Consider the following 23,448-nt stretch of genomic DNA (forward strand, 5'->3'; position numbering starts at 1 on the left):
TGTCCGCCCACTGGGGTGGAAATACTTCATTTTTCAGCAACGTCTGACATGGCACTGATTGTTCACAAATACGGCGGCACGTCGATGGGCTCGACCGAGCGCATCCGCAACGTGGCCAAGCGCGTGGCCAAGTGGGTGCGGGCGGGTCATCAGATCGTGGTCGTGCCTTCGGCCATGAGTGGTGAAACCAACCGCCTGCTGGGCCTGGCCAAAGAGCTCTCCGATCGCCCGAGCCCCCGTGAGCTCGACATGATCGCTTCGACCGGCGAGCAGGTTTCGGTGGGGCTGCTGGCCATTGCGCTGCAGGCGGAAGGCCTGGAGTCGGTCAGCTACGCCGGCTGGCAGGTGCCGATCAAGACCGATTCGTCCTTCACCAAGGCACGCATCGAAAGCATCGACGACACCCGCGTGCGCGCCGACCTGGCCGCGGGCAAGGTGGTGGTCATCACCGGCTTCCAGGGCGTGGACCCCAACGGCCACATCACCACCCTGGGCCGTGGTGGCTCCGACACCTCGGCCGTGGCCGTGGCGGCCGCCATGAAGGCCGACGAGTGCCTGATCTACACCGACGTCGATGGTGTCTACACCACCGACCCGCGCGTGGTGCCCGAGGCCCGTCGCCTGAACTCCATCAGCTTCGAAGAAATGCTGGAGATGGCATCGCTGGGCTCGAAGGTGCTGCAGATCCGTTCGGTGGAGTTCGCCGGCAAGTACCGCGTGCCCACCCGCGTGCTGTCCAGCTTCACCCCCTGGGACATCGACCTGGACACCGAAGCCAAGTCGGGCACCCTGATCAGTTTTGAGGAAGACGAGAACATGGAACAAGCCGTTGTTTCCGGCATCGCGTTCAGCCGCGAAGAAGCCAAGATCACCGTGGTCGGCGTGCCCGACACCCCTGGCATCGCCTACCAGATCCTGGGCAAGGTCGCCGAGGCCAATATCGACGTCGACGTGATCATCCAGAACGTGTCGCACGACGGCAAGACCGACTTCTCGTTCACCGTGCCGCGCGGTGATTACGCCAAGACCATGGAGCTGCTGCAAGGCAAGGTCCAGCCGGCTCTGGGTGCCCGTGAAATCGTGGGCGACCCCAAGATCTGCAAGGTCTCGATCGTGGGCATCGGCATGCGCAGTCACGTGGGCATCGCTTCGACCATGTTCAAGACGCTGTCGGACGAAGGCATCAACATCCAGATGATCACCACCAGCGAAATCAAGACTTCGGTCGTGATCGACGAGAAGTACATGGAGCTGGCCGTGCGCTCGCTGCACAAGGCTTTCGGCCTGGACGAAGCCAAGGCCTGATCGCCTGAGCTGACGTTGTTTTTCATGCGTCACTCGCCGGATTGATCAGATTTCTGTTCTATACTGCGAGTCTTCGCCGGAAACGTGACCGAGAGGCCGAAGGTGCTCCCCTGCTAAGGGAGTATGTGGGCAAAACCTGCATCGAGGGTTCGAATCCCTCCGTTTCCGCCAGAACGATGAACCCCTGTGACCTGTCACAGGGGTTTTTTCGTTGGGGCCCGCATCGGGCGATGCAAAGTCCTGCCGGGGCCCTCGCTTGCGTGTCATGTTCATGTCGCAAGCAAGGCCTCAGCCCGTATAATTTCGCTTTACCACCGCAGCGCCCGCCATCAGCGGGCGCTTTTGCGCAATGACCAAGTTTGTCTTCGTCACCGGCGGTGTGGTGTCCTCCCTCGGGAAGGGCATCGCTGCTGCGTCACTGGCCGCCATTCTCGAATCGCGTGGCCTCAAAGTCACCCTCATCAAGCTCGACCCGTACATCAACGTGGACCCGGGCACGATGTCGCCCTTCCAGCACGGCGAGGTTTTCGTCACCGACGACGGTGCCGAGACCGACCTGGACCTGGGCCACTACGAGCGCTTCATCACCACCCGGATGAAGAAGGCCAACAACTTCACCACCGGCCAGATCTACAAGTCGGTGCTGGAGAAGGAACGCCGCGGTGATTACCTGGGCAAGACCGTGCAGGTCATTCCCCACATCACCAACGAGATCCAGGATTACGTGCGCCGTGGCGCCGGCGTCGGCACGCCCGATGCGGTCGACGTGGCCATCGTGGAAATTGGCGGCACCGTGGGCGACATCGAATCGCTGCCCTTCATGGAAGCCGCGCGTCAGCTGTCGCTCAAGGCCGGCCCGAGCAATGCCGCCTTCGTGCACCTGACCTACGTGCCGTTCATTGCGGCCGCTGGCGAGCTGAAGACCAAGCCCACCCAGCACACCGTGCAGAAGCTTCGCGAGATCGGCATTCAGCCCGATGCGCTGCTGTGCCGTGCCGACCGCGCCATCCCGGCCGATGAACGCGAGAAGATTTCGCTGTTCACCAACGTGCCCGAGTCCGGCGTGATCTCGGTGTGGGACGCCGACACCATCTACAAGGTGCCGCGCATGCTGCACGAGCAGCACCTTGACGACCTGATCTGCACCAAGCTGCAGCTGCAGACCAAGCCCGCCGACCTGTCGCGCTGGGACAACCTGGTCTACGAGGTCGAGAACCCCAAGGGTGCGGTCACCATCGCCATGTGCGGCAAGTACACCGAGCTGTCGGATTCGTACAAGTCGCTCAACGAGGCTCTGCGCCACGCCGGCATCCACAACCATGCCCGCGTGAACATCGAGTACGTGGATTCGGAATCCCTGACGCCCGAAACCGCTGACACGCTCAAGCAGTACGACGCCATCCTGGTGCCCGGCGGCTTCGGCAAGCGCGGTGTGGAAGGCAAGATCATCGCGGCCCAGTACGCCCGCGAAAACGGCATTCCTTACCTGGGCATCTGCCTGGGCATGCAAGTGGCCACCATCGAGTACGCCCGCCACAAGGCCGGCCTGGCTGGCGCCAACTCGACCGAGTTCGAGCCGCAAGGCCCGCACCCCGTCATCGCCCTGATCGACGAGTGGCTGGACGCCGACGGCACCGTGCAAAAGCGCGATGCCAGCTCTGACCTGGGCGGCACCATGCGCCTGGGCGCCCAAAGCTCGGACGTGAAGCCCGGCACCATTGCCCACGAGATCTACGGCGACGTGGTCACCGAGCGCCACCGCCACCGCTACGAAGCCAACGAGCGTTACCTTGACAAGCTGCAAGAGGCTGGCCTGGTGATCTCGGCCATCACCCAGCGCGAGAAGCTGACCGAGATGGTCGAGCTGCCCAAGAGCGTGCACCCGTGGTACGTGGGCGTTCAGTTCCACCCCGAGTTCAAGTCGACCCCCTGGGACGGCCACCCGCTGTTCAAGGCTTACATCAAGGCGGCGCTGGACCACCAGGCCGCGGCCAAGGCTTGAACCCCACGGCTTGAATCTCACGGCCTGAATCTCACAAAGGTTGACCCATGAAACTCTGCGGTTTTGATGCTGGCCTGGAGCACCCCTTCTTCCTGATCGCTGGCACCTGCTCCATCGAGGGGCTGGAGCTGTCGCTGGAGGTGGCGGGCCGCCTGCAGGAGGCTTGCAAGCCCCTGGGCATCCCGCTGATCTACAAGGGCTCTTTTGACAAGGCCAACCGGTCCTCGGGCACCACCGCCCGTGGTCTGGGCATCGACAAGGGCCTGAAGATCCTCGACGAGGTGCGTCGCCAGACCGGCCTGCCGGTGCTGACCGATGTGCACGACGAATCGCAGGTGGCCGAAGTGGCCAGCGTGGTCGACGTGCTGCAGACCCCGGCCTTCCTGTGCCGCCAGACCGACTTCATCCGTGCGGTGGCCAAGTCGGGCAAGCCGGTCAACATCAAGAAGGGCCAGTTCCTGGCGCCCTGGGACATGAAGAACGTCATCGACAAGGCCCGCGCTGCCGCGCAGGAAGCTGGCCTGTCGCCTGACCGCTTCTTGGCCTGCGAGCGCGGTGTGAGCTTCGGCTACAACAACCTGGTGGCCGACATGACGAGCTTGGCCGAGATGCGCAAGTCGGGCGCACCGGTGGTGTTCGACGTGACCCACTCGGTGCAAAAGCCGGGCGGCCTGGGCGGCTCCAGCGGCGGTGCCCGCGAGATGGTGCCAGTGCTGGCCCGCGCCGGCGTGGCGGCCGGTGTGGCGGGCCTGTTCATGGAGACCCACCCTGATCCGGCCAAGGCCTGGAGCGACGGCCCCAACGCCGTGCCGCTCAAGCACATGAAGGCCTTGCTCGAAACCCTGGTCGAACTCGACAGCATCACCAAGAAGAGCGGCTTCCTGGAAACCGACTTCAACTGACCCGTAAAATCGGCGGTTTGCCTTTCAGGCAGCCGCTTTTTTGCTTTTCAATCTTTCAATTCTTCTGAGGAACAACGGATGAGCGCCATCGTTGACATCATCGGCCGCGAAGTGATCGACAGCCGCGGAAACCCCACCGTCGAATGCGACGTGCTGCTGGAAAGCGGCGTCATGGGCCGTGCGGCCGTGCCTTCGGGTGCTTCGACCGGTTCGCGCGAAGCCATCGAACTGCGTGACGGCGACAAGAGCCGTTACCTGGGCAAGGGCGTGCTGAAGGCCGTCGAGCACATCAACACCGAGATCGCCGAAGCCGTGCTGGGCCTGGACGCTTCCGAGCAGGCCTTCTTGGACAAGACCCTGATCGACCTGGACGGCACCGAGAACAAGGCCCGCCTGGGCGCCAACGCCATGCTGGCCGTGTCGATGGCCGTGGCCCGTGCCGCTGCCGAAGAAGCCGGCCTGCCCCTGTACCGCTACTTCGGTGGCATGGGTGCCGTGCAGCTGCCCGTGCCCATGATGAACGTCATCAACGGTGGCGCCCACGCCAACAACAACCTCGACCTGCAGGAATTCATGATCCTGCCGGTGGGCGCGCCTTCGCTGCGTGAAGCCCTGCGCTACGGCGCCGAAGTGTTCCACGCCCTCAAGAAGATCATCCACGACAAGGGCATGAGCACCGCCGTGGGCGACGAAGGTGGTTTCGCACCTTCCGTGGAAAGCCACGAAGCCGCCATCCAGCTGATCCTGCAGGCCATCGAAGCCGCTGGCTACGTGCCTGGCGAACAGATCGCCCTGGGCCTGGATTGCGCCGCCTCCGAGTTCTACAAGGACGGCAAGTACCACCTGGAAGGCGAAGGCCTGGTGCTGACCGCCGAGCAGTGGACCGACATGCTGGCCACCTGGGTCGACAAGTACCCCATCATCTCCATCGAAGACGGCATGCACGAAGGCGACTGGGCCGGTTGGGCCCACCTGACCGAGCGCCTGGGCAAAAAGGTGCAGCTGGTGGGTGACGACCTGTTCGTGACCAACACCAAGATCCTGAAAGAAGGCATCGACAAGGGCATCGCCAACTCGATCCTGATCAAGATCAACCAGATCGGCACCCTGACCGAAACCTTCGCTGCCATCGAAATGGCCAAGCGCGCCGGCTACACCGCCGTGATCTCGCACCGCTCGGGCGAAACCGAAGACAACACGATCTCGGACATCGCCGTGGGCCTGAACGCTGGCCAGATCAAGACCGGTTCGATGAGCCGTTCCGACCGCATGAGCAAGTACAACCAGCTCCTGCGCATCGAAGAAGATCTGGGCAACGTGGCCGTGTACCCCGGCCGCAGCGCGTTCTACAACCTGCGCTGATCGGCGCGGCACGTGTGAAAGGGGCCCTCGGGCCCCTTTTTATTGCCCATTGCCTTTCTGTTAAGCTTTGAGGATGCGTTTTGCTTTCCTGGCCCTGGTCGCCCTGCTGGGCGTGCTCCATGCCGAACTGTGGTTCGGCAAGGGCGGTTGGCCGCGCGTGCTGGAGCTGCGCACCGAACTGGTGGCCCAGCAAGAGAAAAACGCGCTGGCCCGTTCCCGTAACGAGCAAATGGCAGCCGAAGTGCGCGACCTGCGCGAAGGCCTTGAAACGGCCGAAGAAATCGCCCGCACCGAGCTGGGCATGACCAAGCCCGACGAAATCTTCGTGCAGATCTCGGCCACCCGCTGAGCGCCACCCAGCTCCTGTGCGGCATGGGCGCTTGAGCGCCAGATGCGGCCAGACCATCGCTCGGGCCTGCCGTTCTCACTTTTGGAACCACACACATGCTCACGCAAGACGCTCTTGGCACCCTGCTGGCGTGGGCGCAGCCCGCGATGCAGACCTGGTTCTCGTTGTGGGGGTCACCCGTCACGCCGCTCGAAGTGATCGCATTTGCCATGTCGCTCTGGATGGTGGCGTGCAACCTCAAGGTCAACCCACTGGGATGGCCCTTGGCCATGGCTTCGTCGGCCGCTTACGGCGTGTTGTTCCTCAATGTTCGCCTGTATGGTGAAGCCGGCTTGCAGATCGTGTTCATCGTGTTGGCGGGCTGGGGCTGGTGGCAGTGGCTGAGAGGGCAGGGTAGCGACGGCCAGGCCCTGCAGGTCGGCGTGTTGACGTGGCCAGGGCGCGCGCGTGTGGCCCTGGCATGGTTGCTGCTGTGGCCCCTGCTTGCTGGCTTGCTCGACCGCTGGACCGACACCGATGTGCCCTGGTGGGACGCCTTCCCCACGGCTGGCAGTGTGGTGGGCCAGCTGCTGCTGGGACGCAAGCGCATCGAAAACTGGTGGGTGTGGGGGCTGGTCAATGCCGTGTCGGTGGGCCTGTTCGCCTGGAAGGGGCTGTGGCTGACCGCCGTGCTGTACGCCTTGTTCACCGCCTTGTCGTGGTGGGGTTGGCGCGCCTGGCATGCCCTGTTGCCCACAGTGAAGGCGCAGCCATGAGCCGGTTCAGGTTGCCCACGGCAGAAGCCAGTCGCACCCCAGAGGCGCACCTGGGCCGTTGTGTGGCGGTGGTCGGCGCTGAGAGCACGGGCAAGACCACCCTGGCCGAGAGCCTGGTGAAAGCCTTGTGCGACGACGGTCTGGACGCTGTGATGGTGCCTGAGTACCTGCGTGCGTTCTGCGATGCACAGGGGCGCACGCCTTTTGTGCATGAGCAGGTGCAGATCGCCCGCATGCAGACCGAGCGCATCGAGGAGGCCCGTGCGCGACATGCCCTGGTCGTGGCCGACACTACCGCGCTGATGACCGCGGTGTACAGCACCTGCATCTTTGGCGATGAAACCCTGTGGGCCGAGGCCATGCAGGCCCATCGCCGTGCCGGGCTGAGCCTGCTGACCGCCCTCGACCTGCCCTGGGTGGCCGACGGTCATCAGCGGGACGGGGCCCATGTGCAGGTGCCCGTGGACACCTGGATCCGGGGCGCGCTGATCCGCCACGGCCTGCCTTTCACCGTGGTGGCGGGTCAGGGGGAGGCCCGCTGGCGAGGGGCACTGGAGGCGGTGCGTCATTGGCTGGACGCACCCGAGCGCGCCCTGCGTGCGGCCGACCAGCCCCGCTGGCGCTGGGTGTGCGAAGACTGCGACGACGGTGAATGCGAGCAGCACAGCGTGCCCGTCGGCATGCAGGCCGGAGCCCCGCGTGACTGACCACACCTTGCCCATCGTGTGGCAGGACGATGACTGTGTGGTGCTGGTCAAGCCGGCCGGTTGGCTCGTTCACAGAACCGGTCTGGACGCTGGCGAAACCCGCTTTGTGGTGCAGACCCTCCGTGACCAGCTCGGTCGCAAGGTCTATCCCGTTCACAGGCTGGACAAGGGCACGTCAGGCGTGATGGCCATGGCCTTGAACTCGGAGGCGGCTTCACGCATGGCCACAGCGTTCGAGGCGCATGCCGTGCACAAGCGCTACCTGGCGCTGGTGCGGGGGTGGGCGCCAGATCAGGCCGACGTGGACCACCCGCTCAGGCCCGACGACGCTTCGCCTGAGACGCCGCCGCAAGCGGCCCACACCCGCTTTGCGCGGTGCGCGACCCTCAGCCTGCCGCTGCCGGTGGACCGTTACCCCAGCACACGGGCCAGCCTGGTGCAGGCCTGGCCGACGACGGGCCGTCGACACCAGATCCGTCGGCACCTCAAGCACCTGGCTCACCCCATCATTGGCGACGCCACGCACGGCAAGGGCGCCCTCAACCGCTGGTGGGCTGAGCGCTGGGGTGTGCAGCGCCTGTGGCTGCACGCCAGCGAACTGTCGATGCCGCACCCTTTCACCCAGGAGCTCATGGTGTGGCGCGTCGACCCCCTGGAGGCCTCAGACCGCCAACGCTGGCCTGAGGTATTGGCCGACTGGTCGGCTGTGCTGAAGGCAGAGCCATGGCAGTGGGCCGAAGCCCCTGGCCATGCCACCCCACCGGGTCATTGCAGGGTGGACGAGCCTGGCGCCTGACCGACCTCGTCGGTGAACAGCTCGGTGGCATCCACCGCATCGAACTGATAGTGCTGACCGCAGAAGTCGCAACCCACGTCGATCTGGCCTTGCTCGGCGATGATGCTCTCGACCTCTTCTTCGCCCAGGTTGCGCAGCATGTCGGCCACACGTTCGCGTGAGCAGGTGCAGGCAAAGCGCGGGCCCTGGTCGCCTTCCAGGGGCTCGAAACGGCGCACATCTTCTTCCCAGAACAGGCGGCGCAGGATCGTGTCGGCGTCGAGGTTCAGCAGCTCTTCGCGCTTGAGCGTGGCCGCCAGGTGGGCGATGCGGTTGTAGTGCTCGTTCAGGCCGATCTCGTCTTCGTTGGCCTGACCGCCGGCCAGGTTGCCTTCGCCCTGCACGGGCATGCGCTGGATCAGCAGGCCGGCCGCGATCTGGTCGTCGGCGGCCAGGATCAGGCGGGTGTCGAGCTGCTCGGACTGCAGCATGTAGTGCTCGAGCACCTCGCTGAGGTTTTGCAGCGGTTCGCCCGCATCACCATGCAGCGGCACCACCCCTTGGTACGGCTGCTGACCGGGCTGGCGGTCTTTCGGGTCCAGCGTGATGGCGCAGCGGCCCTTGCCATGCACATTCACCATTTCGGCCAGTGGCAGGTGACCGTTGTCGCTGGAGGCCACATCGCCCACCACCTTGGCCGTGGTGCGGAAGGCCAGGTCGGGCTGGGCCTCGACCACGGCCATCTTGACCGGGCCATCACCGAACACCTGCAGCACCACCGCGCCATTGAACTTGATGTTGCCCTGCATCAGCACGGCGGCAGCCGACATCTCGCCCAGCAGCTGGCGTACGGGCTCGGGGAAGGGCTCGCTGGCCTCGCGGCGGCGCAGCACCTCATGCCAGCTGGAGGTCAGGCGCACCAGCATGCCGCGCACGGGCAGGCCCTCGAAAATGAATTTGTGAAGTTCGTTGCTCATGTCAGTCCACACGGACCATGTCCGTCTTGTATTCGGCGGCCTTCTGCACGTACAGGGCGGTGCCCAGCTGCATGCGGGCGCGGTCGGTGTCGGTCAGCGGGCGCACGGCCTTGGCCGGCGAGCCCATGATCAGCATGCCGTCTTCGAACACCTTGCCTTCGGTGACCAGGGCACCGGCGGCCACCAGGCAGCCCTTGCCGATCGCGGCGCCATTGAGCACCACCGCCTGGATGCCCACCAGCGAGCCGTCACCGATGGTGCAGCCGTGCAGCATGACCTGGTGGCCCACGGTCACGTCTTCACCGATGGTCAGCGGAAAGCCGATGTCGGTGTGCAGCACGGCGCCTTCCTGCACGTTCGAGCGTTTGCCGATGCGGATGGGTTCGTTGTCACCCCGTGCTGCCACGTGCGACCACACGCTGGCGCCTTCTTCCAGGATGACCTGGCCGATCACGTCGGCCGAGTCGGCCACGTAGGCGCTGGGGTGAACCTCGGGGGTTTTGTCCTTGATGCGGTACAGGGCCATGGTGTTCAGGAGGTGGGGTGGGGGAGTGATTGTAAAAGCCCGTGCCCCGTCGTGCCTGCCGAGGGTGTGAGACCATGCCGGCATGAAGGGGCGCATGCCCGCCGTCGTGCAGGAATTCCTGCGTATGCTTGGGGCTTGCGACCGTGTTCCCTCCGCGCTGATTTTTCCTGCCGACCATGTTGATGCTGCTGTCTCCGGCCAAGAGCCTGGATTACGACACCCCGCCCGTGACTGACCGTCACACCCTGCCGCGTTTCATTGACGAATCGGCCGCCCTGATCGACGTGATCCGGCCTTACACGCCTGCGCAGGTCGCCTCGTTGATGGACCTGAGCGACGCGCTGTCGCAACTGAACGTGGCCCGTTTTGCCGCATGGCGCCCCGCGTTTTCGGCGGACAACAGCAAGCAGGCGGTGCTGGCCTTCAATGGCGACGTGTACGAGGGCCTGCAGGCCGCCACGCTGAGCCCTGCTCAACTGGACTGGGCCCAGGAGCACCTGCGCATCCTCAGTGGCCTGTACGGGCTGCTGCGCCCCCTGGACTGGATGCAGCCTTACCGCCTGGAAATGGGCACCCGGCTGGCCACCCCGCGTGGCAAGGACCTGTACGCCTGGTGGGGCGACACGCTGGCGCACTCGCTCAACGAGGAGTTGGCGGCGCAGGGCGACGACCTGATCGTGAACCTGGCCTCGCAAGAGTATTTCAAGGCGGTCAAGCGCAAGGCGCTCAAGGCCCGGGTGGTCGAGTGCGTGTTCGAAGACTGGAAGGGCGCAGGCTACAAGATCATCAGCTTCCATGCCAAGCGTGCGCGGGGCCTGATGGCGCGCCACATCATCGAGGGGCGCGTCACGACGGTGAAGGGGCTGCAGTCGTTTGCTGCAGAAGGCTATGGTTTTGATGCGGCCGCCTCCGACACCGACCGGTTGGTGTTCCGCAGGCGCATCGACTGAGTCCATGTCCAGGACCCAGACGCCCAGTGCGGCCTTGCTGCAATGGCTGCAGGCGCAGTTGGACGCCGGACATGGCGAGCCGGCCGTGCTGGAGGCCATGCAGGCCAGTGGCTGGACGCCCGCCGCAGCACAACAAGCCCTGGCCCGCGTGACGGCGACACCAGGCCGTGCAGCCAGTGGGCCCGCCGCTCCGGGTGAAGGGCCGCATCAGCCCGCGGCGGGCCCCGATGTGCACCTGGGCTCGCATGTGATCGACCTGGGAGATCGCAGCGCGACGGTGCTCATGGCCTTGGACACCCCGCGTGTGGTGTTGATCGAGGGCCTGCTGACGGATGACGAATGCGAGGCCCTGATCGAGGGCGCCAAGGGGCGGCTGTCGCGTTCTGAAACGGTGAGAGACCGCGATGGTGCGGGCGAAGTGCATGTGGCGCGCACCAGTTCCGGCATGTTCTATGGGCGCGGTGAAACCCCGTTGATCGAAGCGCTGGAAGCGCGCCTGGCGAGCCTGCTCGGGTGGCCGGTCGAGCGAGGCGAGGGCTTGCAGGTGCTGCGTTATGCGCCCGGCGCCCAATACCAGGCGCACCATGATTTTTTCGATCCTCAGCTGCCTGGCTCCAAGGCGGTTCTGCAGCGAGGCGGGCAGCGAGTGGGCACCGTGGTGATGTACCTCAACACACCGGAGGCCGGCGGGGCCACCACCTTCCCCGAAGTGGGGCTGCAGGTGCAGGCTGTCCGGGGCCGCGCGGTGTTCTTTGCCTATCCCGATGCCTCGCCCGCTTCGCTCACCTTGCACGGAGGCGCCCCGGTGCTGGCCGGTGAGAAGTGGGTGGCCACCAAGTGGCTGCGCCAAGCCGAGTTTCGCTGATGCCATGACAAAAGGGCCCCGCAGGGCCCTTTCAATGGGACGTGGACCGAACGAGCGATCGCTCAGCGGCTGCGCGAACCGCCCGTGCTGCCCCCGCGCGAAGCACCGCCTTGACGCGGCGCACCACCACTTCGTGCGTGGTTCGGGCCACCTGCGCGGCCCTGGCCTTGGCCCGAGCGGCCGCCGGGCTGCCCGGTGCGTTCGTTGCGGCCCAGGCCGCCATGCAGCACCCGACGGCCCAGCTGGATGGGTTCGGGGCGGGCGTTCGGGTCGGGCTCGAAGCCAGCGATCACTTCACGCGGTACCGCGCGCTTGATCAGGCGTTCGATGTCGGACAGGAAGCCTTCTTCATCGATGCACACCAGCGAAATCGCACGACCTTCCGCGCCCGCCCGGCCGGTGCGACCAATGCGGTGCACATAGTCTTCCGGCACGTTGGGCAACTCGAAGTTCACCACGTGGGGCAGTTGGTCGATGTCGATGCCACGCGCAGCAATGTCGGTGGCCACCAGCACCTGAAGCTCACCCGACTTGAACTCGGCCAGCGCCCGGGTGCGGGCGCTCTGGCTCTTGTTGCCATGGATGGCCATGGCCGTGATGCCCTGCTTCTCGAGGAACTCGACCAGTCGGTTGGCGCCATGCTTCATGCGTGTGAACACCAGCACCTGGTGCCAGTTGTTCTTCTGGATCAGGTGGGCCAGCAGCTCGCGCTTGCGCTCCCGATCGACCGGGTGAATGACCTGGTCGATCGTGTCGGCAGTGGCGTTGCGACGGGCCACCTCGATGACACGCGGCTGGTTCAGCAGGCGCTCGGCCAGGGCCTTGATCTCGTCGGAGAAGGTGGCCGAAAACAGAAGGCTCTGCTTGCGCGGAGGCAGGATCGCCAGCACGCGGCGGATGTCATGGATGAAGCCCATGTCCAGCATGCGGTCGGCTTCGTCGAGCACGAAGAACTCGACCTTGGACAGGTCGATCGTGCCCTGCTGATGGTGATCCAGCAGTCGGCCCGGGGTCGCCACCAGGATGTCGACCCCGCGACGCAGGGCGTCGATTTGCGGGTTCATGCCCACGCCACCGAAAATGACCATCGAGCGCATCGGCAGGTGCTTGCCATACAGGCGAACGCTTTCTTCGACCTGCGCTGCCAGCTCGCGCGTGGGCGTCAGAATCAGGGCGCGGATCGGGCGGGGCCCGCTGTGTGCGGCTGGGCGAGCGGACAGCAGATGCAGCAGCGGCAGCGTGAACCCGGCGGTCTTGCCGGTGCCCGTCTGGGCGCCAGCGAGCAGGTCGCCGCCGGACAACACGGCCGGGATGGCCTGGGCCTGGATGGGGGTGGGGTTCTCATACCCCGCCTCGGCGATGGCACGAAGCAGGGGAGCAGCAAGGCCCAGTGACTCAAACGACATGTGTGCGACCCTTTTGCAGGTGATTCGGCGACTGCACCCGCCGTCCGGGTCAGGAAGGGCAGGTCAACCGGTTGTTCCGTGGGGTCTTGTGGGTGGGGACTTGACTTCCACCGTCAAACGACCGTTCGAAACAGGTGTCTGAATTCTAGAGGGTTCGTGACTTATTTCATGGTCTTTCGGTCAGAGTGCGCACACTTCTCGATGTGAATATGTAACGGGCTGTTGCAATCTGGGTAGCGGTGGCTATCGTTTGGCCGTTGGTGAATCGGTCTGGCGGGCCACCTACAATCGCCGGATGACTTCCACGGTTCTCGCGCGAAAGTACCGCCCCCGCAGCTTCGACACCATGGTCGGCCAAGGCCACGTGGTGCAGGCTTTGGCCAACGCACTGACGCAGCAGCGTCTGCACCATGCCTACATGTTCACGGGCACGCGGGGGGTGGGCAAGACCACGGTTTCCCGGATCCTGGCCAAATCCCTCAATTGCGTGGGTGAGGACGGTCAGGGGGGCATCACGGCCCGCCCATGTGGGGTGTGCCAGCCCTGCCGGGACATTGACGCGGGGCGCTTTGTCGACTACGTCGAGCTCGATGCGGCGTCCAATCGCGGCGTCGAAGAGATCTCGCAGTTGCTGGACCAGGCGGTCTACAAGCCGGTGGTGGGGCGCTTCAAGGTCTACATGATCGACGAAGTGCACATGCTCTCGAACACGGCGTTCAACGCCATGCTCAAGACGCTGGAAGAGCCACCCGATTACCTGAAGTTCGTGCTGGCCACGACCGATCCGCAGAAGGTGCCGGTCACGGTGCTGTCGCGCTGCCTGCAGTTCAATCTGCGCCCCATGGCCATCCAGACCGTGCAGGAACACCTCTCGCAGGTTCTGGGACAGGAAAGGGTGGCCTTTGACGCCCCGGCGCTGAAATTGCTGGCTCGTGCTGCGCGCGGGTCGATGCGTGACGGTTTGTCGCTGACCGATCAGGCGATTGCATTTGGTGGCGGGCGTCTGGAAGAGGCTGTCGTGCGACAGATGCTGGGCTCGGTTGACCGTCAGCACATCCACCGCATCCTCCAGGCGGTGGCTGCCCAGGATGGGGTGGAACTCGTGGCCGCAGTGGACCACCTCCGTGTGATGGGCTTGTCGGCCACGGGCACGCTGGACGAACTGGCCGCAGCCTTGCAGCAAATGGCCATGGTGCAGACCGTGCCCCAGCTGGCAGACCACGAGGACGCAGCGCCCTGGCGCGAGCTGGCCGGGCAGATGGCGGCCGATGAGACCCAGCTGTTCTACAGCCTGGCGCTGCAGGGGCGGGCCGAGCTGGCCCTGGCCCCCGACGAGTACGCCGGGTTGCTGATGATCCTTTTGCGCTGGCTGGCCTTCAAGCCCGGCCAGGTGGCTGGGGCTGGATCTGCGCCGGGAGGCAGCCTCCCAAAAGCTGAGCGCCCGGTCGCCCCAGTGACGGCCGGGCGAGTCGGCGGGGCTGAGGCCCATCCTGCGTCAAGCCCCAAGCCGGTGGTGCCATCGGTGGCTTCGCCGTTGCCTCAATCCGTTGTGGCACCGGCGCCGGCCGTGGCCCAGCCTGCGCCCGCCGCGAGCTCCGAGAATCGGCCCGAACCCGTGCAGCGCCCGGAGGTTCGATCAGACACGCGTTCAGACATGCGTTCAGACGCGCAGCCGAGGGCATCTGCAGAAGGCGCAGCGACGGTTCGTGCGCTTGCGTCTGCCCCGGCGGCAGCCTCGCCGGCAACGTCAGCCCCTGCAGCGCCGCCGTCATTGGCGCATCAGGCGGGACATCCGTCGGCACCGCATGCCAGCGCGGCGACGGCCCCGGCCCCCTGGGACGACGAGCCCGCTGCCGAACCGGCGCAAAGTGCAGAGCCCGAGCCCGATCTGGGTCCCGAACCACCCGCCTGGGACGACGACGAGCCACCGTCCATGGCTGAGCAGGAGGCGGCCCTCGGCGATTTCGACGAGCCCGGTGGGCAGCCCTTGGACCCATGGGACGACATGCCCTTGCGCGACCGCGAGCCTGATGCACCTGCAAGCACGCCCGTGCCCGTGGTGAATCGCACGCCGCTGGGAGACCGCTGGGAGGCGGTGGTCAAGGAGCTGATCGAGCGCGGTCTGGTCACGGCCCTCGTGCGCGAGTTGTGCATGCAGGCTGAATGCATCGACGTGCAGGATCGCGACGGCGCCTCCCAATGGCGCCTGCGGGTGGAGCGAGAAAACCTGCGGAGCGATAACCAGCGTGACCGCCTGGTGGCAGCGCTGACCCGGTTGCTCGGCGGCGAGGTGTCTGTGTGGCTGGAAGCGGGCGTGGGCCAGGACACACCCGCTTTGCGTGACCAGGCCGATCGCGCTTCTCGCCAAGCCGCCGCCGAGGTCCTGATCCGTCAGGACCCGATGGTGGACGGCTTGCTTCGTCATTTCACTGGCGCGCGCATCGTGCCAGGCTCCATCACCCCGATCTGAACACCTTGCTGCGCCGGTGCAGTCCGGCGGTGGCTCGGTTTTGGCAGGACAATCACAGCTTCGTAGGAAAGGATTCCCAATGCTCAAAGGACAACTCGCCGGCCTCATGAAGCAGGCTCAGGCCATGCAGGACAACCTCAAGCGCGCTCAGGACGAACTGGGCAATGTCGAGGTCGAAGGCCAGTCGGGCTCGGGCCTGGTCAAGGTCGTCATGACCTGCAAGCACGAGGTGCGCCGCGTGACCATCGACCCCTCGCTGCTGGCCGATGACAAGGACATGCTGGAGGACCTGGTGGCTGCGGCCTTCAATGACGCGGCCCGTCGCGCCGAGATGGTGTCGAACGAGAAGATGTCCAAGCTGACCGCGGGCATGCCCATGCCCGCTGGCATGAAGTTCCCGTTCTGACGCGCTGGAGCTGCAGGCCGTGACAGTGATCGATCCGGTCGTTCAGGCGCTGATCGACGCACTGCGTGGGCTGCCCGGCGTGGGGCCGAAATCTGCCCAGCGCATGGCCTACCACCTGCTGCAGCACGACCGCGGGGCTGCGGTGCGCCTGTCGCAATCGCTGCTTCAGGCGGTCGACGAGATCGGTCACTGCGAGCGCTGCCACACCTTCAGTCGCGACCGGGTGTGTGCCACCTGCCTGGATCCTGCCCGTGATCCACGCCTGCTGTGCGTGGTTGAAACGCCGGCCGATCAGGGCGCGCTGGAGCGTTCAGGCAGCTTCCGGGGGCTCTACTTTGTGCTGGCGGGGGCGGTCAGCCCGCTCGATGGCATCGGCGTGCGAGACATCGGGGTCGGGCCCTTGCTGACGCGGGCCTCTGACGGTGTGGTCGAGGAAGTGGTGCTGGCCACCAATTTCACGGCCGATGGCGAGGTCACGGCCCACATCCTGACCGAGCAACTGCGCCAGCGTGGCCTGAAGGTCACGCGCCTGGCCCGTGGTGTGCCGGTGGGCAGCGAGCTGGAGTACGTGGACCTGGGTACCATTGCCCACGCCCTGATGGACCGCCGCTGACGCAGCGGGCCGCCGCCTCGCTGCCTTGAAGAACTTTCGCTGGCTCAGCGAGCTGCCACGCGCACTTTGGTGTTGCCCTTGGAACGAGTGGCTGCGGCCGAGGCCTTGCCACGCACTGCGCCGGCCTTGGCCTCCTTGCGTTCGGCTTTGCCTTTGGCCTGTCTGGCCTGTTTGGGCGATTTGATGCGGTCGGACTTGGCCAGCACCTTGCCACCCTTGCCCGCCGGCACGAACACCACGATGCTCTGGCCGCGCGTGAAGCGCGCCGATGCGCTCACCTTGTTCCACTGCGCCACCTGGGCCACGGGCACCTTGTAGCGACGCGCGATCGATGCCACGGTGTCACGTTTGCCCGCCTTGAGCGCCAGGCGTTTCATGGGGGGCAGGTCGGGCGCCAGGGCCATCATGGCGTTGTCGGCCACGTGCTCAGACACGTCTTCGCTGCGGTGCTGGGAGCGAGGCACCAGCAGGGTCGAACCGGCCTTCACCAACATCTTGGGCGGGATCTTGTTCACGTCACGCAAGGAGGCTTCGGCCATGCCGGTCAGGCGTGCGGCTTCGTTCGGGCGCATGGTGCGTGGCACCACCCAGGCGGTCCAGCTGGCCAGAGCGGCCTTGTTGCGGGCCAGGTTCTGAACGAACTTTTCTGCGTTGGTGTAGGGCAGCAGGATCTGGGGCGTGCCGGCCGCCAGGATCACGGGCTTGTTCATCGACGGGTTGAGCGCCTGGAAATCAGCCACGGACATCTCGGCCAGGCGTGCGGCCACGGTCAGGTCCATGTCGCGCTTGAGCGGCATGCTGACGAAATAGGGGTGGTTTTCGATGGTGGGGAGCGTGAGACCGAAGGCGTCTGGGCGGGCCACGATGTTGCGCACGGCGTGCAGTTTGGGCACGTAGTGGCGCGTTTCAGCCGGCATGTTCAGGCTGAGGTAGTCGGTCGGCAGACCGGCCTTGCTGTTGCGGGCCATGGCGCGCTGCACATTGCCTTCGCCCCAGTTGTAAGCCGCGAGCACCAGGTGCCAGTCGCCGAACATGCGGTGCAGACGTTGCAGGTGGTCCAGCGCGGCTTTGGTCGAGGCCAGCACGTCCCGACGGTCGTCGCGGAACAGGTTCTGAGTGAGCGCGTAGTCCTTGCCGGTGGCCGGCATGAACTGCCAGATGCCAGAGGCGCGAGCCGATGACAAGGCCTGCGGGTTGAAGGCGCTTTCGATGAAGGGCAGCAGTGCCAGTTCGCTGGGCAGTTGACGACGCTCGACTTCTTCGACCACATGGTAGAGGTAGCGGTTGGCACGCTCGGCCATGCGCTGAACGTAATCGGGCCGTGCGGCGTACCAGCGCTGGTGTTCAGCCACCAGTTCGGAGTCCAGTTCGGGCAGGGCAAAGCCCTTGCGCACGCGCCCCCACAGGTCTTTGGTGGCGTTCTTGTCGTACAGGTTGAGCGTGGTGTCCGGGCGCAGAGGGTCGGTTGGCATGCCGGCCGCGTTGCGATTCTGCTCTTCGATGGTTTCCAGCTCGAGCGGTGGCAGCGGGCTCACCCCTTGGGCCACCGGGGCGGCGTCGAGGGTGTCAAGCGCAGGGCGTGTGACGCGCACCACCGGCTGTCCAGCGCCCGTGGGTTGCTGTTCAATCAATGCAGCTGTCGAGATCGGTGCGGTGGCCGGCCGGGCGGGTTGCGCATCGGTGGGCCGCGGCGAGGTGGTCTGCGCAAAAGGCTCCAGGCCCAGGCGAGATGACGCCTGCTGCAGCGTGCCGCATCCCGTCAGGCCGCCCAGGGTCAGCGCACACAGCAAGGCGAGGCGAGGCAGCCGCTGGCCGGCAGGAGCATCAGGGACATGGCGCGGGTGCTCGGGTGTGAAGTTCATGCTTTGAATTCGTTTTTCCAGAGGCGCAGCGCGGTGAATACCGACAACGGCGCGTCGTCCGGGGCACCGCGGTGCCTGGCCTGCTGCACCACCATGGGCTGGTCGGTGCGCAGGAAGGGGTTGAAGTGCAGTTCCTCGCTCAGTACGGCAGGCAAGGTCGGGTGGCCGGCTGCACGCAAGGCCATCGCCCTCTGGCGAGCGGCCTCCAAGGCAGCGTTCTCTGGCTCGACCGCCGCGGCGAAGGCCAGGTTGGCCAGGGTGTATTCGTGGGTGCAGCACAGCAGGGTGTCGCCAGGCAGCCCTGCCAGCCGCTGAAGCGACCTGTGCAGCTCGGCCATGGTGCCGTCGAACACGCGACCACACCCGCCAGAAAACAGGGTGTCACCGCACCACAGCAGCCGGCGCGGGCCCAGGGCGTCCAGCGGCGCCTCTGTGAGGTAGCTCAGGTGGTTGGTGGTGTGACCCGGGGTGTGCCACACCCGCAGGTTCAGACCTCGCCAGTGCAGCGTGTCACCCTCGGACACCGGGTGGGTGATGATGGCCGCACCGCATTCGGCAGGCCCGTGCACCGGCCCATTCAGGTGCGCCTGCAACGCGGGCAGCCCGCCCACGTGGTCCATGTGCTGATGGGTCACTAGAATGGCCGTCAGCGCCAGACCATGTGACTGCAGGTATGCGATCACCGGGGTGGCGTCACCCGGATCGACCACCAGGGCTTGCTGCCCATCGTGGATCATCCAGATGTAGTTGTCGGTGAAGGCGGGTAGGGCAACGAGTTTCATGACGCAGGTCGATCCGATTATAGAGTTGCACCCCTGGCTGGCTTTGCCGGCCGGCCGCGCATTGCTGGCCTGGGAGCAGGCCCAGATCGATGAGCGTGTGGCCGACATCTTCGGCTTTCACGCCCTGCAATTGGGCATGCCCGAGTTGCACGCGCTGCGCGCGAACCGCATGCAGCATCGCTGGCTGGCGGTGGACACGGCTTACCAGGGCTGGCAGCCATCGGCCGGGCCGGTTTCGCCCGAAGGCCATGCTTTTTCGGCGCCCACGCTGTGGTGCGATTTCGAGCAGCTGCCCTTTCCCAACCAGAGCTTGGACCTCGTGGTAATGCCCCATGCGCTGGAGCTGGCCCGCGACCCGCACCACACCCTGCGCGAAGTGGCCCGGGTGCTGATGCCTGAAGGCCGTGTGGTGATTGCCGGTTTCAACCCGGCCAGCCTGTGGGGGCTGTGGCAGCGTGCCGGCCAGTGGGGTGTGAGCCGGGCTTCCGTGTTGCCGCAAGGCGAGTTCATGGCCTATTGGCGCTTGCGCGACTGGCTGCGCCTGCTGGACCTGGAGGTCGACAACGGCACCTTTGGCATGTACCGCCCCATGCTGCGCAATGAACGCATGTGGGAGCGGCTGGACTGGATGGAGCCTGCCGGTGAGCGCTGGTGGCCGGTGCTGGGGGCCGTCTACCTGGTGGTGGCGGTCAAGCGGGCCAGGGGCATGCGCCTGGTCGGCCGGGTGAAAAAAGCCGTCCGTGCGCCTGCTGCGGCGCCCGCGGTGGTCGCGAACCGGCATACTTCGGCCCCCCGGCTGCACTGGCCGGACGACGCAACAGGAAATCAACGATGAGCGAAGCGAACGCGCCGAAGGTGGTGGTTTACACAGACGGCGCCTGCAAGGGCAACCCGGGCCCCGGGGGCTGGGGGGTGTGGATGGTCAGCGGCAGTCACGAGAAGGAAATGTGGGGTGGCGAGCGTTCGACCACCAACAACCGCATGGAACTGACGGCCGTGATCGAGGCGCTCAACGTGCTCAAGCGGCCTTGTGAGGTGGTGCTCTACACCGACAGCGAATACGTGCGCAAGGGCATCACCGAATGGATCGGCGGCTGGAAGCGCCGTGGCTGGAAAACGGCCGACAACAAGCCCGTGAAGAACGCCGACCTGTGGCAGACGCTGGAGCAGGCCGCCAGCCGGCACCGTGTCGACTGGCGCTGGGTGAAGGGCCATGCAGGTGACCCAGGCAACGAGCGGGCCGATGGCCTGGCCAACCGGGGCGCTGCCCAGCAGTGAGCACGTGGATGCGTCTGGCACCCGCTCGGGTGCCGGGGCTCAGAGCACCAGTGCCATGGTCAGGCGATCGATGTAGCGGGCGCGCCCTTGGCCGTCGACCAGTTTGGCCGCGCGAGGCACGGTGCCGCAGGCCTTGAAACCGGCCTTTTCGTACAGGCGAATGGCCGATGCATTGTCGGCACTGACCCGCAGGGTGATCAGTTCAAGGCCGTTGGCTTTGCGCGCCTCAGCGAGGCACTCCAGCATCAGCGCCAGCCCGATGCCACGTCCCGCGTTGTGGGGGCGCACGAGCATGCTGTTGAGCTCGGCACTGTGGCGCAGTTTGGGCAGGAACTGGCGCTCCAGTCCGATCATGCCGACCATGTGCTGGCCGGTCCACGCGCCCATCAAGAAGGTGCCACCTTTGGCCTCGCTCAGGCCCAGGCGGCCGACATAACTTTCCGGCGGGCGGGCGGCTTCGTTGTCCAGGTCGGCGTCAAACGCCTCGGGGTGAAGGCGCAGCCCTTCGTCTCGCAGTGCCTTGAAGGCCACCAGATCGGCAGGTCCCAGGCGAGCGATGCGCAGCGTGCCGGTGTCATTGGCCGTGCTCATCGCAGGTCTCCAAGGGTGTTGATGTTCTGGAAGGCTTCAGCATCGTCGAAGCATACGCCGATCCAGCGGCGAGCCGTGATCCACACCCGAACTCGGTGATTACCCGCATTCACAGATTCGGACAATGCATCGGTTGTGTCAAGCCTGACCAGGGCGCAGGTCCAGTGGTGCCAGGTGTCGCCGCCTTGTCGGGTGATGGGGACGGCCACCTCGGCTTCGTGGGCGATGGCCGCGTGCCACAGGCTGGCCACCAGGTGATCGGGCAGGTGCGGGTAGTCGCAAGGGGCGAACTGCACCCAGGGGGTGCTGGCCTGGCGCAGGCCACTGAGCATGCCCACCAGCGGCCCGAAATCTGCGGGCAGATCGGGTGCATCGGGCCGTGTCGGCCAGCCCAGCGCCGCGTAGGCCGCGGCATGCCGGTTGACGTTCAAGGTCAGGTTGGCCACCTGGGGGGCCAGCCGCTGCGCCGTGTGCCAGGCCATGGCATGGCCGTCGGCCATGGGCACCAGTCCTTTGTCGAGACCACCCATGCGCCGCCCCTGTCCGCCTGACAGCAACCACCCCGACACCACCTCGCGGGCGCCCGCACGGGCCGCTTCGCTGGCGTGGGCCGGCACGTCGGATGCCACTGCGGGCAACACAGGCGCGTGAGTCATCCGCCGATGTAGCTCATTTCGACGCGTGACGCCACGGAGGGCGTGTTCGCATGGCGCAGTGCCGAATAGCGGTCGCTGCGTGCCCCCCAGAGGGCGGCCAGGCGGGCCAGGATGTCGGCGTCGGGTGTGGCGTCGCGCAGCAGGCTGCGCAGGTCGTGCCCCTGGCTGGCAAACAGGCAGGTGTAGAGCTTGCCGTCGGTCGACAGGCGCAGGCGGCTGCAGTCTCCGCAGAATGCCTGCGTGACGCTGGACACAAAACCCACGGTGCCCGAGCCGTCAGACAGGGCCACCCGGCGTGCGGTGTCTTCCGGGCGCTCGGCGGGCAGTTCGCGCAGGGGGTGGTGCCGAGCGATGAGGTCTTGCACCGCCTGGCTGGGCAGCACCTTGTCCAGGTTCCAGCCATTGGTGTGTCCCACATCCATGAACTCGATGAAGCGCAACTCGATGCCTGTGCCCCGGAAGTGCTCGACCATCGGCAGGATCTGGTCGTCGTTCAGGCCCTTTTGCACCACCATGTTCACCTTGACCGGCGCCAACCCGACCGCCTGTGCGGTGGCGATGCCCTCCAGCACGCGCTCGACGGCAATGTCGCTGTCGCTCATGGCCCTGAAGGTGGCGGGGGCGAGCGCGTCAAGGCTCACTGTCACGCGTTGCAGGCCGGCGTCGTGCAGGGCCTGGGCGTGCGGTGCCAGCAGGGCCCCATTGGTGGTCATGGCCAGTTCCGGGCGTTCGTCATCGGGCGTGCGCAGAGCCGCCAACTGGCGGATGAGCTCGGGGAGGTCGCGGCGCATGAGCGGCTCGCCACCCGTGATCCGCAGCTTGGTCACGCCCAGGGACACGAACAGCCGCGCCGTTCGGGTGATCTCTTCGAAACTGAGCAGGTCAGGCTGGGGCAGGAAGCGGTGACCAGGGCCGTACACCGCCCGGGGCATGCAATAGCCACAACGGAAATTGCACCGGTCGGTGACCGAGATGCGCAGGTCTGTCAGTGGGCGACCGAGCCGATCCCGCAGGGCCTGTGTCGCGTGCGCGGGGTTGTGCACTTGGCCGTGCGCCAATCCTTGCGGACGAAGCAAAGGCGCAGTGGGCAGTGGGGCCGAGGTGGGACGGATCGGGATGATGCGGTCTTCGCGCATGCCGGCATTGTGCCTGCATTGCCGACCAGCCGAGGGTTCAGGGCGCGCCTTCGGCCGTGCCAGGTGCGCCATTGCGCACGATCGTGCCCAGGTTGGGCGGCAAAGCCTGGCCCTTGTTGAAGGCAGGCAGGCGGCGGGCGCCGTCAAAGCGTTGCTGCCAGTAGGCCATGCGCATGTCTTCCACGCGCACCACGCCACCGGCGCGTGGCGAATGGATGAACTTGTTGTCGCCGATGTAGATGCCCACGTGGGAAAAGGTGTGGCGCAGCGTGTTGAAGAACACCAGGTCACCGGGCTTGAGTTCGGCCTGGTTGACCTGCAGCATGCCGGGCATGTTGGCCTGTTCGGCCGCCCGACGAGGTAGGATCAGCCCCAGGCTGTTTTCGAACACATGGCGGGTGAAGCCGCTGCAGTCGAAGCCGCTCTCGCGGGACGTACCGCCCATGCGATACGGCACCCCGAGGAAGTTCATGGCCGACAGCACCAGTTCGGAGGCCAGGTTGGCGGCCTTGTCCTTGACCTGCTGGGCCGCTTCGACCACCGGGCGGGTGTTGATCAGACCGCGCTCGGTGAGGAACCTGCTGACCGGATCGACCCCTTCGGTCGGTGCGCCTGCCAGTGCAGGGGCGGACGCGCTGGTGGCAGGCAAGGGCTGAGCCTGCGCCACCTGACCGGCCCCAAAGGCCAGGGCGGCTGCCAGCAGCAGTCGCCAGGAGTGTGCGCGTCGAATGAGCATGGGGCGCAAGGCTAGGCCAATCAATCCCATCCGTCAA

At 66.0% G+C, this 23,448-nt stretch carries 24 protein-coding genes and 1 tRNA gene; 16 read left to right on the forward strand and 9 right to left on the reverse strand.

The features are described from left to right. Positions 1 to 48: 48 nt before the first annotated feature. The 9 genes from EYS42_RS13985 to EYS42_RS14025 all read left to right on the forward strand — a co-directional run bounded on the left by EYS42_RS13985 (position 49) and on the right by EYS42_RS14025 (position 8,178). Positions 49 to 1,305 carry an aspartate kinase gene (locus tag EYS42_RS13985; protein WP_130968816.1) on the forward strand — a complete coding sequence of 419 codons (1,257 nt, stop codon included), beginning with the start codon at positions 49 to 51 and terminating at the stop codon, positions 1,303 to 1,305. Between the two features lie 78 nt (positions 1,306 to 1,383). Further along, positions 1,384 to 1,476 (forward strand) — tRNA-Ser (locus tag EYS42_RS13990). 178 nt (positions 1,477 to 1,654) lie between these two features. Continuing rightward, positions 1,655 to 3,307, forward strand: coding sequence for a CTP synthase (gene pyrG / locus EYS42_RS13995; RefSeq protein WP_130968817.1), 1,653 nt, complete (start codon positions 1,655 to 1,657; stop codon positions 3,305 to 3,307). Positions 3,308 to 3,354: 47 nt separating this feature from the next. Then, entirely contained in the window at positions 3,355 to 4,209 is an 855-nt protein-coding gene (gene kdsA / locus EYS42_RS14000) for a 3-deoxy-8-phosphooctulonate synthase (protein WP_130968818.1), read from the forward strand. A 78-nt stretch (positions 4,210 to 4,287) separates the two neighbouring features. Further along, the gene (gene eno / locus EYS42_RS14005) at positions 4,288 to 5,571 is read left to right on the forward strand and encodes a phosphopyruvate hydratase (RefSeq protein WP_130968819.1); all 1,284 of its coding nucleotides are present in this window, start codon (positions 4,288 to 4,290) and stop codon (positions 5,569 to 5,571) included. Between the two features lie 73 nt (positions 5,572 to 5,644). Further along, positions 5,645 to 5,920 (forward strand): cell division protein FtsB, encoded by a 276-nt coding sequence (gene ftsB, locus EYS42_RS14010; RefSeq protein ID WP_130968820.1) that lies wholly within the window; start codon positions 5,645 to 5,647, stop codon positions 5,918 to 5,920. 95 nt (positions 5,921 to 6,015) lie between these two features. Further along, a complete protein-coding gene (gene pnuC / locus EYS42_RS14015) occupies positions 6,016 to 6,675 on the forward strand; it encodes a nicotinamide riboside transporter PnuC (protein WP_130968821.1) in 660 nt (219 codons plus the stop codon). Then, entirely contained in the window at positions 6,672 to 7,382 is a 711-nt protein-coding gene (locus EYS42_RS14020) for an AAA family ATPase (RefSeq protein WP_130968822.1), read from the forward strand. The genes pnuC and EYS42_RS14020 overlap by 4 nt, the downstream gene beginning before the upstream one ends. Beyond that, complete coding sequence (locus tag EYS42_RS14025) at positions 7,375 to 8,178, forward strand: pseudouridine synthase (RefSeq protein ID WP_130968823.1); 804 nt, start codon at positions 7,375 to 7,377, stop codon at positions 8,176 to 8,178. The genes EYS42_RS14020 and EYS42_RS14025 overlap by 8 nt, the downstream gene beginning before the upstream one ends. Here EYS42_RS14025 and hslO read toward each other — a convergent pair. Both hslO and EYS42_RS14035 read right to left on the reverse strand, forming a co-directional pair. Continuing rightward, a complete protein-coding gene (hslO, locus tag EYS42_RS14030; RefSeq protein WP_130968824.1) occupies positions 8,148 to 9,134 on the reverse strand; it encodes an Hsp33 family molecular chaperone HslO in 987 nt (328 codons plus the stop codon). The genes EYS42_RS14025 and hslO overlap by 31 nt on opposite strands. A 1-nt stretch (position 9,135) precedes the next feature. After that, complete coding sequence (locus EYS42_RS14035) at positions 9,136 to 9,660, reverse strand: gamma carbonic anhydrase family protein (protein ID WP_130968825.1); 525 nt, start codon at positions 9,658 to 9,660, stop codon at positions 9,136 to 9,138. 176 nt (positions 9,661 to 9,836) lie between these two features. Here EYS42_RS14035 and yaaA point away from each other — a divergent pair, with 176 nt between their 5' ends. Both yaaA and EYS42_RS14045 read left to right on the forward strand, forming a co-directional pair. Continuing rightward, positions 9,837 to 10,610, forward strand: a complete 774-nt coding sequence (yaaA, locus tag EYS42_RS14040; protein ID WP_130968826.1) for a peroxide stress protein YaaA — start codon at positions 9,837 to 9,839, stop codon at positions 10,608 to 10,610. A 4-nt stretch (positions 10,611 to 10,614) separates the two neighbouring features. After that, entirely contained in the window at positions 10,615 to 11,475 is an 861-nt protein-coding gene (locus EYS42_RS14045; RefSeq protein WP_130968827.1) for a 2OG-Fe(II) oxygenase, read from the forward strand. A gap of 62 nt (positions 11,476 to 11,537) precedes the next feature. Here EYS42_RS14045 and EYS42_RS14050 read toward each other — a convergent pair whose 3' ends face one another. Further along, entirely contained in the window at positions 11,538 to 12,881 is a 1,344-nt protein-coding gene (locus tag EYS42_RS14050) for a DEAD/DEAH box helicase (RefSeq protein WP_130968828.1), read from the reverse strand. Positions 12,882 to 13,176: 295 nt separating this feature from the next. On the opposite strand from EYS42_RS14050, the gene dnaX reads away from it, so the two are divergent. From dnaX to recR, 3 genes are all read left to right on the forward strand, one after another. Continuing rightward, positions 13,177 to 15,351, forward strand: coding sequence for a DNA polymerase III subunit gamma/tau (dnaX, locus tag EYS42_RS14055; RefSeq protein WP_130968829.1), 2,175 nt, complete (start codon positions 13,177 to 13,179; stop codon positions 15,349 to 15,351). Between the two features lie 79 nt (positions 15,352 to 15,430). Further along, on the forward strand, positions 15,431 to 15,757 hold the full coding sequence (locus EYS42_RS14060; protein WP_130968830.1) for a YbaB/EbfC family nucleoid-associated protein: 327 nt from the start codon (positions 15,431 to 15,433) through the stop codon (positions 15,755 to 15,757). Positions 15,758 to 15,782: 25 nt separating this feature from the next. After that, positions 15,783 to 16,370, forward strand: a complete 588-nt coding sequence (gene recR / locus EYS42_RS14065; protein ID WP_130968950.1) for a recombination mediator RecR — start codon at positions 15,783 to 15,785, stop codon at positions 16,368 to 16,370. Positions 16,371 to 16,414: 44 nt separating this feature from the next. Here recR and EYS42_RS14070 read toward each other — a convergent pair whose 3' ends face one another. Further along, positions 16,415 to 18,232 carry a transglycosylase SLT domain-containing protein gene (locus EYS42_RS14070; protein WP_130968831.1) on the reverse strand — a complete coding sequence of 606 codons (1,818 nt, stop codon included), beginning with the start codon at positions 18,230 to 18,232 and terminating at the stop codon, positions 16,415 to 16,417. Next, positions 18,229 to 19,014 carry a hydroxyacylglutathione hydrolase gene (gene gloB, locus EYS42_RS14075; RefSeq protein ID WP_130968832.1) on the reverse strand — a complete coding sequence of 262 codons (786 nt, stop codon included), beginning with the start codon at positions 19,012 to 19,014 and terminating at the stop codon, positions 18,229 to 18,231. The genes EYS42_RS14070 and gloB overlap by 4 nt, the downstream gene beginning before the upstream one ends. Between gloB and EYS42_RS14080 the strand changes: the two genes are divergently transcribed. Both EYS42_RS14080 and rnhA read left to right on the forward strand, forming a co-directional pair. After that, positions 19,013 to 19,849: a class I SAM-dependent methyltransferase gene (locus EYS42_RS14080; RefSeq protein WP_130968833.1), complete on the forward strand. Its 837-nt coding sequence runs from the start codon at positions 19,013 to 19,015 to the stop codon at positions 19,847 to 19,849. The two genes, gloB and EYS42_RS14080, sit on opposite strands and share 2 nt — an antisense overlap. Next, on the forward strand, positions 19,846 to 20,292 hold the full coding sequence (gene rnhA / locus EYS42_RS14085) for a ribonuclease HI (RefSeq protein ID WP_130968834.1): 447 nt from the start codon (positions 19,846 to 19,848) through the stop codon (positions 20,290 to 20,292). Before EYS42_RS14080 ends, rnhA begins: the two co-directional genes overlap by 4 nt. A 39-nt stretch (positions 20,293 to 20,331) precedes the next feature. Here the strand turns inward: rnhA and EYS42_RS14090 are convergent, their stop codons facing one another. Genes EYS42_RS14090 through EYS42_RS14105 form a run of 4 tightly spaced genes read right to left on the reverse strand, consistent with a single transcriptional unit; the run spans position 20,332 to position 23,411 of the window. Next, positions 20,332 to 20,883, reverse strand: a complete 552-nt coding sequence (locus EYS42_RS14090) for a GNAT family N-acetyltransferase (RefSeq protein WP_130968835.1) — start codon at positions 20,881 to 20,883, stop codon at positions 20,332 to 20,334. Then, positions 20,880 to 21,539, reverse strand: a complete 660-nt coding sequence (mobA, locus tag EYS42_RS14095) for a molybdenum cofactor guanylyltransferase MobA (protein WP_130968836.1) — start codon at positions 21,537 to 21,539, stop codon at positions 20,880 to 20,882. Before mobA ends, EYS42_RS14090 begins: the two co-directional genes overlap by 4 nt. Next, positions 21,536 to 22,675 (reverse strand): GTP 3',8-cyclase MoaA, encoded by a 1,140-nt coding sequence (moaA, locus tag EYS42_RS14100; protein ID WP_130968837.1) that lies wholly within the window; start codon positions 22,673 to 22,675, stop codon positions 21,536 to 21,538. Before moaA ends, mobA begins: the two co-directional genes overlap by 4 nt. A gap of 37 nt (positions 22,676 to 22,712) precedes the next feature. After that, positions 22,713 to 23,411, reverse strand: coding sequence for a C40 family peptidase (locus EYS42_RS14105; protein ID WP_130968838.1), 699 nt, complete (start codon positions 23,409 to 23,411; stop codon positions 22,713 to 22,715). Between the last annotated feature and the right edge of the window lie 37 nt (positions 23,412 to 23,448).

The organism is Aquabacterium lacunae (assembly GCF_004310865.1).
Lineage (GTDB): Bacteria > Pseudomonadota > Gammaproteobacteria > Burkholderiales > Burkholderiaceae_C > Aquabacterium > Aquabacterium lacunae.

Coding starts and splice junctions, on each gene's coding strand:
- moaA (WP_130968837.1), bottom strand. CDS start 22,675: ATGCGCGAAGACCGCATCATCCCGATCCGTCCCACCTCGGCCCCACTG.
- hslO (WP_130968824.1), bottom strand. CDS start 9,134: ATGAGCAACGAACTTCACAAATTCATTTTCGAGGGCCTGCCCGTGCGC.
- EYS42_RS13985 (WP_130968816.1), top strand. CDS start 49: ATGGCACTGATTGTTCACAAATACGGCGGCACGTCGATGGGCTCGACC.
- rnhA (WP_130968834.1), top strand. CDS start 19,846: ATGAGCGAAGCGAACGCGCCGAAGGTGGTGGTTTACACAGACGGCGCC.
- dnaX (WP_130968829.1), top strand. CDS start 13,177: ATGACTTCCACGGTTCTCGCGCGAAAGTACCGCCCCCGCAGCTTCGAC.
- EYS42_RS14090 (WP_130968835.1), bottom strand. CDS start 20,883: ATGAGCACGGCCAATGACACCGGCACGCTGCGCATCGCTCGCCTGGGA.
- mobA (WP_130968836.1), bottom strand. CDS start 21,539: ATGACTCACGCGCCTGTGTTGCCCGCAGTGGCATCCGACGTGCCGGCC.
- EYS42_RS14020 (WP_130968822.1), top strand. CDS start 6,672: ATGAGCCGGTTCAGGTTGCCCACGGCAGAAGCCAGTCGCACCCCAGAG.
- pyrG (WP_130968817.1), top strand. CDS start 1,655: ATGACCAAGTTTGTCTTCGTCACCGGCGGTGTGGTGTCCTCCCTCGGG.
- eno (WP_130968819.1), top strand. CDS start 4,288: ATGAGCGCCATCGTTGACATCATCGGCCGCGAAGTGATCGACAGCCGC.
- EYS42_RS14080 (WP_130968833.1), top strand. CDS start 19,013: ATGACGCAGGTCGATCCGATTATAGAGTTGCACCCCTGGCTGGCTTTG.
- EYS42_RS14035 (WP_130968825.1), bottom strand. CDS start 9,660: ATGGCCCTGTACCGCATCAAGGACAAAACCCCCGAGGTTCACCCCAGC.
- pnuC (WP_130968821.1), top strand. CDS start 6,016: ATGCTCACGCAAGACGCTCTTGGCACCCTGCTGGCGTGGGCGCAGCCC.
- EYS42_RS14060 (WP_130968830.1), top strand. CDS start 15,431: ATGCTCAAAGGACAACTCGCCGGCCTCATGAAGCAGGCTCAGGCCATG.
- kdsA (WP_130968818.1), top strand. CDS start 3,355: ATGAAACTCTGCGGTTTTGATGCTGGCCTGGAGCACCCCTTCTTCCTG.
- gloB (WP_130968832.1), bottom strand. CDS start 19,014: ATGAAACTCGTTGCCCTACCCGCCTTCACCGACAACTACATCTGGATG.
- ftsB (WP_130968820.1), top strand. CDS start 5,645: ATGCGTTTTGCTTTCCTGGCCCTGGTCGCCCTGCTGGGCGTGCTCCAT.
- yaaA (WP_130968826.1), top strand. CDS start 9,837: ATGTTGATGCTGCTGTCTCCGGCCAAGAGCCTGGATTACGACACCCCG.
- EYS42_RS14105 (WP_130968838.1), bottom strand. CDS start 23,411: ATGCTCATTCGACGCGCACACTCCTGGCGACTGCTGCTGGCAGCCGCC.
- EYS42_RS14045 (WP_130968827.1), top strand. CDS start 10,615: ATGTCCAGGACCCAGACGCCCAGTGCGGCCTTGCTGCAATGGCTGCAG.
- EYS42_RS14070 (WP_130968831.1), bottom strand. CDS start 18,232: ATGAACTTCACACCCGAGCACCCGCGCCATGTCCCTGATGCTCCTGCC.
- EYS42_RS14050 (WP_130968828.1), bottom strand. CDS start 12,881: ATGTCGTTTGAGTCACTGGGCCTTGCTGCTCCCCTGCTTCGTGCCATC.